The sequence below is a fragment of the Acrocarpospora pleiomorpha genome (genome assembly GCF_009687885.1).
GTDB lineage: Bacteria > Actinomycetota > Actinomycetes > Streptosporangiales > Streptosporangiaceae > Acrocarpospora > Acrocarpospora pleiomorpha.
On the sequence record NZ_BLAF01000020.1, the window covers coordinates 92939 to 105445 of the forward strand.

At 70.4% G+C, this 12507-nt stretch carries 9 protein-coding genes; 3 read left to right on the forward strand and 6 right to left on the reverse strand.

The window, feature by feature from the left end; translation table 11 throughout:
- Nucleotides 1-8 precede the first annotated feature (8 nt).
- Nucleotides 9-884: a protein phosphatase 2C domain-containing protein gene (locus tag Aple_RS19420; RefSeq protein WP_155346044.1), complete on the reverse strand. Its 876-nt coding sequence runs from the start codon at nt 882-884 to the stop codon at nt 9-11.
- Complete coding sequence (locus Aple_RS19425) at nt 881-1567, reverse strand: vWA domain-containing protein (RefSeq protein ID WP_155346045.1); 687 nt, start codon at nt 1565-1567, stop codon at nt 881-883. Before Aple_RS19425 ends, Aple_RS19420 begins: the two co-directional genes overlap by 4 nt.
- A gap of 125 nt (nt 1568-1692) precedes the next feature.
- Here Aple_RS19425 and Aple_RS19430 point away from each other — a divergent pair, with 125 nt between their 5' ends.
- Nucleotides 1693-5487: a caspase family protein gene (locus Aple_RS19430; RefSeq protein ID WP_155346046.1), complete on the forward strand. Its 3795-nt coding sequence runs from the start codon at nt 1693-1695 to the stop codon at nt 5485-5487.
- A complete protein-coding gene (locus Aple_RS19435) occupies nt 5487-6263 on the forward strand; it encodes a caspase family protein (protein ID WP_170321561.1) in 777 nt (258 codons plus the stop codon). Before Aple_RS19430 ends, Aple_RS19435 begins: the two co-directional genes overlap by 1 nt.
- A gap of 9 nt (nt 6264-6272) precedes the next feature.
- On the opposite strand, the gene pflB is transcribed toward Aple_RS19435, so the two are convergent.
- Together pflB and Aple_RS19445 are read right to left on the reverse strand one after the other, a co-directional pair.
- Nucleotides 6273-8534, reverse strand: coding sequence for a formate C-acetyltransferase (pflB, locus tag Aple_RS19440; RefSeq protein ID WP_155346048.1), 2262 nt, complete (start codon nt 8532-8534; stop codon nt 6273-6275).
- 7 nt (nt 8535-8541) lie between these two features.
- Nucleotides 8542-8973, reverse strand: coding sequence for a pyridoxamine 5'-phosphate oxidase family protein (locus Aple_RS19445; RefSeq protein WP_155346049.1), 432 nt, complete (start codon nt 8971-8973; stop codon nt 8542-8544).
- Nucleotides 8974-9119: 146 nt separating this feature from the next.
- On the opposite strand from Aple_RS19445, the gene Aple_RS19450 reads away from it, so the two are divergent.
- Nucleotides 9120-9977, forward strand: coding sequence for a universal stress protein (locus Aple_RS19450; RefSeq protein WP_155346050.1), 858 nt, complete (start codon nt 9120-9122; stop codon nt 9975-9977).
- Here the strand turns inward: Aple_RS19450 and Aple_RS19455 are convergent, their stop codons facing one another.
- Together Aple_RS19455 and pflA are read right to left on the reverse strand one after the other, a co-directional pair.
- Nucleotides 9978-11642, reverse strand: a complete 1665-nt coding sequence (locus Aple_RS19455) for a SulP family inorganic anion transporter (RefSeq protein WP_155346051.1) — start codon at nt 11640-11642, stop codon at nt 9978-9980.
- Nucleotides 11643-11667: 25 nt separating this feature from the next.
- Nucleotides 11668-12459 carry a pyruvate formate-lyase-activating protein gene (gene pflA, locus Aple_RS19460; RefSeq protein ID WP_246264618.1) on the reverse strand — a complete coding sequence of 264 codons (792 nt, stop codon included), beginning with the start codon at nt 12457-12459 and terminating at the stop codon, nt 11668-11670.
- Nucleotides 12460-12507 lie beyond the last annotated feature (48 nt).

Here is a 12507-nt window from a genome sequence, read left to right on the forward strand (position 1 = left end):
GGTCTCCCCTACCCGAACGGCGGAAACCAGACCACGAGCGCGGTCCGGTCGTCCTGTGAGCCCTGGCGGCGATAGCGCAGGGAGTTGAGCATCCACATCGTGTGGCAGGGCTGATCCCAGCGGGCCGCCAGCCAGCCGCGGATCGCGGGCGAGCCGCGCAGGTCCTCCGCCAGCCCGTCGGTGGCCAGCACGAGCGCGCGGCACTCCCCAGCGGGAACGGTACGGAGTTCCAGCCCGGCCAGCGGATCGTCGGCGGGCAGATACGCCCCGGGCTCGTTCAGCGCGCCATCCTTCTCACCAAATATCGGGAAAAATCCGGTTAGGCCGAGGCCGAACGCCGAACAATCCCCGACCCGGGCGACGACCAGCGGCCCGCCGGATTCCGGTAACCAGGCGGTGGCGAAAACGGACGCCAGATCCCCGGGCTCCCGGAGATCGGCGGCAGCGCGGAGGCGCTCGTTGGCGACGGCGACCGCCGCCGCGACCGCCGGGTAGGGGTCGCCGCCGAACGCGGCGCCGGGCGTCGCGGCCAGCGACTGGGACAGCGTGCGCGCGAGGGTGTCCGCGCCGAGCTGGGCCGTGCGCGGACGGGAGCCGAGCCCGTCGCAGACCGTGACGGCCACGGCCTGGGTCGAGGCGTCGGCGTGAAAGGAGTAGCGGTCCTGGCCGGTCGTGCCGGTGTGCAGATGGGACAGGCCGGTGAGCGCGGCGGCGGCCACCCAGTACGGCCCGAGCTGACCCGCGTCCGCGACCACGCTCGGCACCCGCAACGGGTTGGCGGGGTCCAGCGACGCGCGGAAGCCGGGCGCGGCGCGGCCGACAGTCGGGGCGGTGGTGTCCTCGTCACGGACCAGTCTGGGCGGGACCGGCTCGGCGCGGGTCATCTGACCTCAAGGATCGGGAGCGGGGTGTACTTGGACGGCTCCACGTCCACGACGAGTTCGCCCTGCCCGCCGGAGCCCATCGACCCCGAGGTCCGCTGGATGCTCCGCACCAGAGTGGACATGATCTCCCGCACCTGGGCGGTCGTGTCCTCGCCATTGGCCTTGAAGGCGTACCGGCTGGCGATGGTGCCCAGCGCCTCAGCGTCGGCATCCCCAAAACCAAACGACACTATTTCAGGAAAGAACGGCCAATTACGGTCAATGAGTGCACGTAGTGGGTCTCGCCAGTCCTCGACTGCGTTGTGCATGCCGTCGCTCATGAAGAAGACGACCGGCCGGTAGAAACGTGTCCCGGTGCCGAGCGCGCGGATGCCCGCCTCGATTTCGGTACGGGCGAGGGCGAACGCGGCGGCGAAATTGGTGTTGCCGCGGGACTCCAGCAGGGGGAGCTCGGCGTACTGGAGATCGGCCAGGGGCAACTCGACCCGGGCGTCCTCGGCGAAGGAGAGAATGCACACCCGCGCCAGCTCACCGACCATCGGGTCCTCGTCGATGACATGCTTGAGCTCGGGGAGGGAGGCGTTGACGGCCGCGATGGGCGCTCCCGCCATCGAATACGAGACGTCTGTCAGCAGATAGACGGGGAAAACCGGATGGCTCTCCGTATCGGCGAACTGCGCCATGCTCGATCCTCCAGCGGGAATCCACACTCCTCATCCCTATTCTGATCGTAAAGATGATATTTCGCTACATGCTCATGTTGTTTAAGATTTCCCGTACGGGAGTGGACGGGAGTTGAGAGAACCGGGTGGATCAGTACATTTCGCCCGAACGCACATGGGCCATCGTGGTCGCCGTTGAACAGTACGATGCGGGGAAAAGCTGGGATTTACCGGGCCCTGGCAATGATGCCGCCCGCTTTGTCTCCTGGCTGCGCCGCTGCGGCGTGCCCAACCAGCAGATCCTGTGCTACGCCTCGCTGCTGGACGAATCCACCGCCGCCCGCTCGGCTCTCGGCCTGATCGACGGGCCGCCCACGCACTACATCATCGACCGCCTGCTGACCCAGCGCGCCCGCGACCTGGAGGGCGACCTGCTCTGGTTCTACTGGGCCGGGCACGGCGCGGAGGGCACCGACGAGAACCAGCGGCTGTTCCTGGCCGACAAAGACCGCGACAACGGCCGCAACCTGAACCTGGGGGCGCTGCTGCGCAGTTACCGCACCGATTTCGTCCGGATCCCGCGCCAGATCTTCCTGGTCGACGCCTGCCGTACGATGCCGGGCAGCGCGCGGGCGGCCGAGTGGTCCTCGATCGCCCCGCCGGCCGGTCCCGGCCGTCCGGCGCGCGAGCAGACCGTGATCGTCGCGGCCAGGGCCGGGGGGCAAGCCTATTCGGAGAACGGTTCCGGCCGGTTCTCCACCGCGCTGATGGACGTGCTGGACACCGCCGGGCCGGCCGACATGCGGGAGGTGTTCCAGCAGGTCCACACCCGGATGGCGGATGGCTCCCAGCAGCCGTGGTGGCTGCACTACCGGGACGCGGCCGGTGAGGAGCATCACGCGAACCCGGCGCAGTCGGCCGCGCCCGCGCCCGCGCCGCGCCGGAGCCCTCCGGGTAGCGGTCCCACCGCCGCGGAGTGGGCGGAATACCGGGAGGTCGCGGAATTCGCGTTCAACACCAGGACCGCCTCGTACGGATCGGTCATGGACGGCCGGGCCGACCTCGAAGCCGAACTCCGGGAACCCGACGACCAGGCCCGGCTCGGCCAGTCCCTGAACCGTGGCCGGCCGCATCGCCGCCAGGTGCTGACGCTACGGCCGGCCCTGGCCGCGACCGGGCGGCGGACCTCCGCCGAGGAGCGGCGCAGGGTCGTGTTGCTGACCGGCGGCCCCGGTTCCGGCAAGAGCACGGCCCTGCTCGACCTGGTTCGCGACGCCTTCGCGGCTCCCCAGGCCGAGACGCCGATGGTTCCGGTCTACGTGGATCTGCGGGGGTTCCGCCCGTCTGGGCCTGTCACCGCGGACGCCGTACGGGCGGAGGTGCTGGCCGCGATGAAGGCGGGCGGCTCCGGCGCGGTGGCCGACTTCGTGGACACCTGGTTCGACCACGGCCTGAAGCTGGGCTGGTGGCAGTTCCTGTTCGACTCCTTCGACGAGATCCCCGCTCTGCTCAGCGCGCACGACCCGGCCGCCGCGGCGGAACACCACGCGGCGGCCATCCTGGCCTTTCTCTACGATCTCACCCCGTGCGGCGCGGTCGTCGCGACCAGGGACATCGCCGGATACACCGCGTTCCAGGCGGTGCCGAGGCTGCGGATCCTGCCGATGAGCGAGCGGGTGCGCGGCCAGCTGCTGGAAAGGTTCGGGTCGAGCCCCGCCACCCGCAGGCGGCTGGAGAGCCGGCTGGCCACGGCGCCGATCCCGATTCAGGAGATGGCCGACAATCCGCTGCTGCTCAGCCTGCTCTACCGGGTGGTGACCGCCGATCCCGGCGGATGGTTTCCCACCGACCGGCACGACGTGCTCGATCACTATGTCCGCGAGCAGCTGGGCGACGCGCCCTCGGTCATGGCGGCGGCCGCCGAGATCGCGCTGGCCATGTCCCACCATCCGAGCCTGAGCCTGAACCCGTCGATCCGGGAGCTGTGCGCCGCGCTCACCCCGGAGGGCGGCGCCGGTCCGGCGCCCGACATGATCCAGATGCTGCTCGAATCGCTGCAGAGCGCCAAACTCGGCGCGTACACCGCGCTCGCGGCCGATCGAGGGGAGCGGCGGTTCAGCTTCGTGCACCGCGCGGTCCAGGAGTATTTCGTCACGGTCGCGCTGCTCGCGCGCCCCCATCGGGTGCCGGCCGCAGAACTGCTCACCGAGAGCCGCTGGCATCCGGCCGCCGTGTCGTTGCTGCGCCGCCGGTCGAGCGAGGTGGTGGGCGAGCTCACCGGCATCGCCGGCACCCTGCTGGCCCGCGAGGACCTCCCTGACGATGACGACACGCCGTGGCGGGAGACCACGGTCAACCTGCTCGCCACGCTTGCCGACGGTTTCGCGCCGCCCTCGCCGCACCAACTCCCGGACGCGCTGCGCGTACAGGTTGGGCATCGGCTCCTGGACGTCTGGCCGAAGGCCGGCACGGCCGAACGCGTCGATGTCGTGCGCTTCGCCTCGGCCGCCGATCCGGACACCGAGAACGAGCTGCTGGGCCGGGCCTTCCACGCCCACGGCACATTGTTGCGCGACACCGCCTTCCGCCAGGCGGTCTCCCGTCCGGTCGTCCCTGCGGCGGTGCTCCCGCAGCTGCGGCGCACCCTGCTCACCCTGGAGGTGGAACGCCGCCTGCGGGCCAGGCGGCGGACGATCCGGGCCCAGCTGCGCGGCTCGGGCCGGGAACCGACACTGCTGAACACCGTCCGGCTGCTCCGCGTGGGCCAGGCGATCGACCTGCTGGTGTGTCTCGCTCTCGGGCCCACGCTCTATCTCATCGCCGACATAGATGAGCCCGCGGCGCCGATCGGTTTCAGTGTCGTGATGATGGTCCTGCATCTGGGCTACCGGGCCGGGCTTCGCCGCGGCGCCTGGCCGGGAGCGGCGGGAACGCGCCGCCTCTGGTGGGAGCGCAGATTCGCGGCCTTCGAGTTCGGGCCCGACTTCTTCCCCGACTACGCCCTGTCGATCAGGCACATGATCGGCGCGGCCGCGATCCTGACCGGAACACCGGGCCTGCTGTACGCGTATCTGGCGGGCACCCCGATCACCCATGTCTTCGGCTGGCTGGGGGCGTATGTGGTAACCGTGCTCGTCGGGATCTGGCCGTCGGCCGTACGAGAAGGGGCATTGCACGGGCACGTCGGCCCGCGCCCGGCCGACTGGCTCCGCTTCGTGGGGTATCCGGTGGGAGCACGGGCGCGCCGCAGCGCCAAACGGCTGGTCACCCCACGCCAGTGGTGGCCGGAATGGCTCCGCCCATCCGTGCTCGGTCCCGCGCTCGCCCGGATCTACGGCGGCCGCTACCGATGGCTGAAGATCACTGGTGGAGTGGCCGCGGCGGCGTTCTTCGCCGCCAGGCCGTGGATCTCCGCTGAGATGGACCGCAACCCCGTTTTCGCGCGGCTGGTGGTGGGCGGCATCGTGCTCTTCTTCCTCATCGTGGTGCCGATCGGCACCGCCAGGTACGTACGCCCCTGGCGGCAGGCCCGCCGGGATCGGCTGATGGTCGAAGCCCTCTGCGCGGACCTGCAACGCGCCGACCCCGGCATCCTCACCGTGAACCGCCTGGTCGACGTCCTGGCCGAGCTGCGCACGGCCGAGGGTTTCCGGCTCCTCGTGGACACGATGTCGACCCAGCCGCCCGGCATGACCGGCGAACCGGTGATCCCCATCGACCGAGACGCGCTCGCGCTGCTCGGCTTCATCGCCCATGTCCGCGAGGTCCTGGAGGCGTTCGAGCCGGCCTCCGAGGACGACGTCCTCGTCATCAGTCGGGAGCTGGAGCCGGAATGGGCGCCGCTCTTCACCGAGAGCGGTTCGATGCCCGTCGTGGACCTCGCGCAGCAGGACGTCCTGGACGCCATCGCCGCCCTGCGCGACTCCAGAAGGAGAGACTGATGCTCTACGCGGTGCTGGTCGGCATTGACCGTTATCGGGATCGGAGGATCCGCAACCTGCGCTTCGCCCGCTCCGACGCCGAGGCCCTCGCCCGGCTGCTGACCCGGATCGATCCCGCGGAACGGGACATCCGGCTCTTGCTCGACGAAGAGGCGACCAAACACGCCATCATGACCGAGATCGGGGTGCGGCTCCGCGGGCAGGCCGGTCCTGATGATGTGGTTCTGATCTACTTCGCCGGGCATGGCAGCCCGGAACAGGGTCCACTTGCTGATGATGTGGCTAGATATCTGGTGACGCACGACACCGAAAAGGACAACATCTACGCGACGGCCATCGACTTCGACAATGAGATCAATCGCTGGTTCGAGCGTATCGACCGGCCCAAACTGGTGCTTCTGCTGATCGACTCGTGCTTCAGCGGGGGTGCCGGCGGTCGTACTTTCGTGGGGCCGGAATTGAAGCGCAGCCGTGCCGGGAGCCGCGCGCCGATCTCCTTGTCGTTGAAGGATCTGGATCTCGGGGAGGGGAAGCTGATCATTACGGCCTGCGGGGAGGACGAGATGGCCGAGGAGTCGGCGGCTGTCGGTGGTGGCGTGTTCACGCACTTTCTGGTCAAGGGTCCGGCCGCGTCGGGGGAGGATACGGTGGGGTTGCATTCGCTTTATGAGCATGTGGCCCGCTCGGTCCGGGACTGGTCGCGCAAGAACCAGAACCCGATCATCTACGGCCGTTCGAGCTACGCCCGCTTCCCCAATGTCTGGTCTGCCCCTTAGAGGACGGTTTCACAGCGATCCGTGGAAGGTGCGGTCGACCACGTCCTGCTGCTGCTCGCGGGTGAGGCGGACGAAGTTCACCGCGTACCCGGAGACGCGGATGGTCAGCTGCGGGTAGTTCTCCGGGTGCTCCATCGCGTCCAGCAGGATGGCGCGGGTCAGCACGTTGACGTTCATGTGGAAGCCACCGGCGTCCACGTACGCGTCCAGCACGCCGACCAGGTTCCGCACCCGTTCCGCCTCGGTACGCCCGAGCCCTTCGGGCGTCACCGTGTTGGTCAGCGAGATCCCGTCGCGGGCGTCCGCGTAGGGGAGCTTGGCCACCGACAGGGCCGAGGCGATCATCCCGTGCCGGTCGCGGCCGTTCATCGGGTTGGCGCCCGGGGCGAACGGCTGGCCGGCGCGGCGGCCGTCGGGGGTGTTGCCGGTGTGCTTGCCGTACACCACGTTGGAGGTGATGGTCAGCACCGACTGGGTGTGCTCGGCGCCCCGGTAGGCGGGATGCCGCCGCACCTTGGCCATGAACGAGCGGACCAGGTCGACGGCGATGGAGTCCACCCGGTCGTCGTTGTTGCCGAAGGCGGGGTAGTCGCCCTCGACCACGTAGTCGACCGCCATGCCGGAGGCGTCGCGGAGCACGCGCACGCGGGCGTGGCGGATCGCCGACAGGCTGTCGGCGGCGACGGACAGGCCGGCGATGCCGCAGGCCAGGGTGCGCTTGACCGGGTAGTCGTGCAGGGCCATCTCGACGCGCTCGTAGGCGTACTTGTCGTGCATGTAGTGGATGACGTTGAGCGCGTTGACATACGTGCGGGCCAGCCAGTCCATCATCCGGTCGAAGGCGGGGGCGACCTCCTCATACGACAGGTACTCGCCTGTCAACGCCGGGACGGCGGGGCCGACCTGGTCGCCGGTCATCTCGTCGCGGCCGCCGTTGATGGCGTACAGCAGGGTCTTGGCGAGGTTGACCCGGGCGCCGAAGAACTGCATCTGCTTCCCGACGGGCGCGGCCGACACGCAGCAGGCGATCGCGGTGTCGTCGCCGAAGCACGGGCGCATCAGGTCGTCGCTCTCGTACTGGATGGAGCTGGTCTCGATCGACAGCCGGGCGCAGAAGCGTTTGAACGGCTCGGGCAGCCGGGGGGACCAGAACACCGTCAGGTTCGGCTCGGGGGCGGGGCCGAGGTTGCGCAGGGTCTGCAGGTAGCGGAAGCTCGTGCGGGTGACCAGGGTCCGGCCGTCCTCGCCCATGCCGCCGATCGACTCGGTCACCCAGGTCGGGTCGCCGGAGAAGAGCTGGTCGTATTCGGGGGTGCGCAGGAAGCGCACGATCCGCAGCTTGATGACGAAGTCGTCGATCAGTTCCTGGGCGCGCTCCTCGGTGATGAGGCCGTCGGCGAGGTCGCGTTCCAGGTAGACGTCCAGGAAGGTGGCGGTGCGGCCCAGCGACATGGCCGCGCCGTTCTGCTCCTTGATCGCGGCCAGGTAGGCCAGGTAGAGCCACTGGATCGCCTCGCGCGCGGTGGCGGCGGGACGGGAGACGTCGCAGCCGTAGGAGGCGGCCATCTCGCGCAGGTCGGCCAGGGCGCGGATCTGCTCGGCCAGCTCCTCCCGGTCGCGGATCACGGGGTCGCTGGAGAAGGCCCGGTCGAGGCTGTGCAGCTCGTCCTTCTTGGCCTCGATGAGGCGGTTCACGCCGTACAGGGGGACGCGGCGGTAGTCGCCGATGATGCGGCCCCGGCCGTACGCGTCGGGCAGGCCGGTGATGATCCCCGAGCGGCGCGCGGCGCGGATCTCGGCGGTGTAGGCGTCGAAGACGCCGTCGTTGTGGGTTTTGCGATATTTGGTGAAGATCTCCTTCACCATGGGGTCGAGCGGGTAGCCGTAGGCGGCCAGGCCGTTCTCGACCATCCGCAGGCCGCCCTGCGGCATGATCGCCCGCTTGAGCGGCGCGTCGGTCTGCAGGCCCACGATCAGTTCCCGTTCCCGGTCGATGTAGCCGGGCCGGTGGGCGGTGATCGAGGACGGCGTCGAGGCGTCCACGGTGAGGACGCCGCGCCGCCGCTCCTCGGGCAGCAGGCCGGCGATCTTGCCCCAGACGGCGCGGGTCCGGTCGGTCGCCGGGGTCAGGAAGGTCTCGTCGCCCTCGTACGGCGTGTAGTTGGCCTGGATGAACGCGCGCACGTCGATGGCCGCACGCCAGGCCGTCCCCTGGAACCCGTGCCAGGCGATGACCGGGGCCATCGGCTCCCGGTCCATGGTGACCGTCATCGGAACCTCACAGGGCCTGGATGCGGCGGCCGGTGATCCGCTGCGGGATGATGCGGACGTAGTGGTCACGGGTGCCGCCCGCCCAGGCCTGGACCCCCGGATCGGCCACCCCGCGCACTTCGTCGTCCGCGACGTGGTGGACGGGACCCTGCACCAGCACGCTCCACCCCTCGTGCCGGATGACGTCGATCTCGTCCACCTCGAAAGCGATCTTGATCTCCAGGTCCTCGATGCCCGTGCGCAGATCCTCGTCCATCGCGCCGCCCGCGCGGGTCCGGAACACGATCGCGCCGTCGATGACGCGGTAGTTCACCGGCAGGATGGTCGGCCCGTCCGAGCCGTTGAAGGCCACCCGGCCGACGCCCCCGGGAGAGATCAGGCTCAGGCACTCCGCCGCGCCGAGCTCGTGGAGTTCGGCCGCGTTCGTCGTCTCCGCCATCGGATCGTCCTTCCTCGTCGTCCTGGTTCCGAGTCTTCCCGGCGGCGGCCCGGGACGACATGGCCGATGGGCCTGGTCCGGTGGGACCTTCGGCTCTGGGCCGCCAGGCCGCCGGGCGATGCGATGGAGGGGACGAAGGAGGAGTCATGAAGGATGTCATCGTCGTCGGCGTGGACGGCTCGCCCGCCTCGCTCGCGGCCGTGGAATGGGCCACCGACGACGCGGTCCGCACCCGCGCGGCGCTGCGCATTGTGTTCGTCCTGGACCGCTACCCGTACGAGATCACCAGGTTCCCCGACCACAACCTGGGCGACCAGCTGGCCCGCGGCGCCGCCCGCATCCTGGACAAGGCCGAGCAAACCGCCCTCGCCCGCAGCCCGGGCATCGCCTTCACCAGGGAGATCATCGAGGGCAGACCCGCCGAGGTGCTGCGCGAGCTGGCGGCCGGCGCCGCCGAGCTGGTGGTCGGCACCCGCGGCATGGGCGGCTTCGCCCGGGCCATCCTCGGCTCCGTCAGCTCGCACGTGGCCGGCCACGCGCCAGGACCGGTGGTCGTGGTGAACCGGCTGCCCGAGACGACCCGCGGCGAGGTCGTCGTCGGGGTCGACGACTCCCCGGCCTGCCGGCCCGCCCTGGCCTACGCCTTCGAGCAGGCCCGGCTGCGCGGCAGCGCGGTGCGCGCCCTGCACGCCTGGCAGGTCCCGGTGCACGCCTTCGCGCCCGAGATCAGCTACGACATGGACGAGATCAGGACCGCCCAGCACGCGGTCGTGACCGGCCTGCTCGACCGGTATCGGGAGGAATACCCGGACGTGAAGGTCATCGAGGACGTGCACTCCGCGCATCCGGTGGAGGCGCTCGTGGACGCCTCCGGCGGCGCGGACCTGCTCGTGGTCGGATCCCACGGCCGCGGCGCCCTCGGCGCCGTCGTGCTCGGTTCGGTCAGCCGGGGCGTGCTGCACCACGCCCGGTGCCCGGTCGCCGTCGTACGCCCCAGGGCCTGACTATCCGGACCGCCACTCCTCGTAGGCGGCGACGGCGGTGGGCAAAGTGGGGAACAGGCGCTCTTCGCCGATCGCGGCGGTCAGGCCGAACGCGTCCAGGGACTCGCGGAGGTCCTGCTTGACCCTGGCCATGCCGAAGACGATGCCCCGGGCGGTCAGCTCCGACCGCAGCGAGTCGAGGGCGTCCAGCGCGGTGATGTCGACCTCGACGTTGGCCTCCGCGTTGAGGACGAACCACCGGATCGCGCGGTCCTGGCTGTCCACGGCGGCCAGCGCGCGCCGGCGGAAGTTCTGGGCGTTGGCGAAGAACAGAGGGGAGTCGTAGCGGTAGATCAGCAGCCCGGGGATGGTCCGCGCCTGCGGGTAGTCGTCGATGTCGTGCATGCCGGCCAGGCCGGGGACGATGCCGAGGATCGCGTCGTGGGGGCGGGCCACCCGGGCGAGCATCTCGGCGACGGAGAGGGCCACGGCGAGGAGCACGCCGTACAGGATGTCGAGGACCAGGACGCTGACGCAGGTGGCCACGGCGAGGAGCAGCTCGCTGCGCCGGAAGGCGAACAGGCGGCGGAACTGGGCCACGTCGATCAGCTGGAGGGCGGCGTAGACGACGATGCCGCCGAGGGCCGCGAGCGGGAACCCGGCCAGCAGCGGCCCTCCCACCAGCAGCACCAGGACCACCACGAGCAGTGTGACCAGGGAATACAGCTGGGTACGGCTGCCCGCCGCGTCGGCCAGCGCGGTACGGCTCCCGCTGCTGCTGACGGGAAATCCCTGGAACACCCCCGCCCCCACGTTCGCGGCGCCCAAGGCGAGGAGCTCCTGGTTGGCGTCGATCTGCTGGTTGTGGCGCGCGGCGAAGGACCGGCCGGTGAGCATGTTGTCGCTGTAACCCACCAGCAGGACGCCCAGGGCGGGCAGCACGAGCTCGCCCAGGCCGCTTATCGTCAGGCCCGGCGCCGGGAGCCCGCCGGGAATCGGGCCGACGACCTCGATCCCGAAGCGTTCCAGGCCGAAGGCCGCGACGGCGGCGGTGGCCAGCAGGACCACCAGCAGCGGGCCCGGCAGCGCGGGAAACAGCCGCCGCACCAGGAAGAGGAAGGCCAGCACGGCCACCGCGAACAGCAGCGTCCACCCGTGGATCCCCGGCAGCCCGCGAGCGAACGAGGCCAGCTCCGCGAAGAACTCGTTCCCCGACACCGGCACCCCGGTGACCCGGCCCAGCTGCCCGACGATCATGGTGAGGGCGAGCCCCGCGAGATACCCGACCAGGACGGGCCGGGACAGCAGGTCGGCGACGAAACCCAGCCGGAGCGCCCAGCAGGCGGTCGCGAACACCCCCACCAGGACGGCCAGCGTGGCCGCGAGCGCCGCGTACCGCGCGGGATCGCCCGCGGCCAGCGGCCCGATCGTGACCGCCGTCATCAGCGCGGTGGAGGACTCGGGCCCGATGGACAGCTGGCGGGAGGACCCGAGCACCGCGTAGAGGGCCAGCGGCGCCAGGATCGCCCAGAGCCCGGCCACCGGCGGCAGCCCGGCCACCGTCGCGTACGCCATGACCTGGGGCACCAGATATCCCGCCACGGTGAGCCCGGCGAGCAGATCGCCGCGCAGCCACGTACGCCGGTAGCGCCGCAGATCCGCGAAGAGCGCGGGTAGCTGGATCATGACCGCCAGTGTGGCAGTTCATGGCTCAGACGCTGACCACGCCGTGGGCTCGGAACTGGGCGTGGACGCGGTCGAGCAGCGCCTGATCCGGCGGCTGGACGTGGGCGAGCGGGAAGGCCAGGCCGAGCCGCTCGTACTTCTCGATGGCCATGCGATGGAAGGGCAGCACGTCGACATGGTCCACATTGCCCAGATCCGCGATGAAGGCGGCGAGGGCGTCCACGTGCGCGGGATCATCGGTGAGGCCGGGCACGAGCACGAAACGGATCCACGTCGGCCGGCCCAGCTCCGCCAGGCGGCGGGCGAACCGCAGGGTCGGTTCCAGCTCGACACCGGTGAGATCGCGGTACGCCTTCGGATCCGCGGACTTGATGTCGAGCAGCACCAGATCGGTGTCGGCCAGCAGGGAGTCGGTGGCGCGATCGCCGAGAAAGCCCGAGGTGTCCAGCGCCGTGTGCAGGCCGATCTCGTGGCAGCGCCGGAGCAGGTCCGCGGTGAAGCGATGCTGGAGCAGGGGCTCGCCGCCGCTGACGGTGACCCCGCCGCCCGCCACGGCGATGAACCGCCGGTATTTGCCGACTTCTGCCATGACCTCGTCGGTCGTGACCCGGCGGCCGTCGCGCATCCGCCATGTCTCCGGGTTCTGGCAGTAGAGGCAGCGCAGCGCGCACCCTGCGGTGAAGACCACGAACCGTGTCCCGGGCCCGTCGACGCCGATCGACAGATCCCAGGAACTGATGACGCCGGTGCCCGGCGCCGGAGCCGGCAGGCGCAGTTCACCCGCCGCCTCGGCCAGCACGCTCTTTCGCCCGTTCACACATCCCACTGTCGCGGCAGAGCGGTGCTCCGCTCAGCGTCCGGAAGT

Excerpts from the sequence above, each read along its gene's own strand:
- pflB (WP_155346048.1), bottom strand. The coding sequence starts at position 8,534 with ATGACGGTCACCATGGACCGGGAGCCGATGGCCCCGGTCATCGCCTGG.
- Aple_RS19445 (WP_155346049.1), bottom strand. The coding sequence starts at position 8,973 with ATGGCGGAGACGACGAACGCGGCCGAACTCCACGAGCTCGGCGCGGCG.
- Aple_RS19435 (WP_170321561.1), top strand. The coding sequence starts at position 5,487 with ATGCTCTACGCGGTGCTGGTCGGCATTGACCGTTATCGGGATCGGAGG.
- Aple_RS19450 (WP_155346050.1), top strand. The coding sequence starts at position 9,120 with ATGAAGGATGTCATCGTCGTCGGCGTGGACGGCTCGCCCGCCTCGCTC.
- Aple_RS19425 (WP_155346045.1), bottom strand. The coding sequence starts at position 1,567 with ATGGCGCAGTTCGCCGATACGGAGAGCCATCCGGTTTTCCCCGTCTAT.
- Aple_RS19420 (WP_155346044.1), bottom strand. The coding sequence starts at position 884 with ATGACCCGCGCCGAGCCGGTCCCGCCCAGACTGGTCCGTGACGAGGAC.
- Aple_RS19455 (WP_155346051.1), bottom strand. The coding sequence starts at position 11,642 with ATGATCCAGCTACCCGCGCTCTTCGCGGATCTGCGGCGCTACCGGCGT.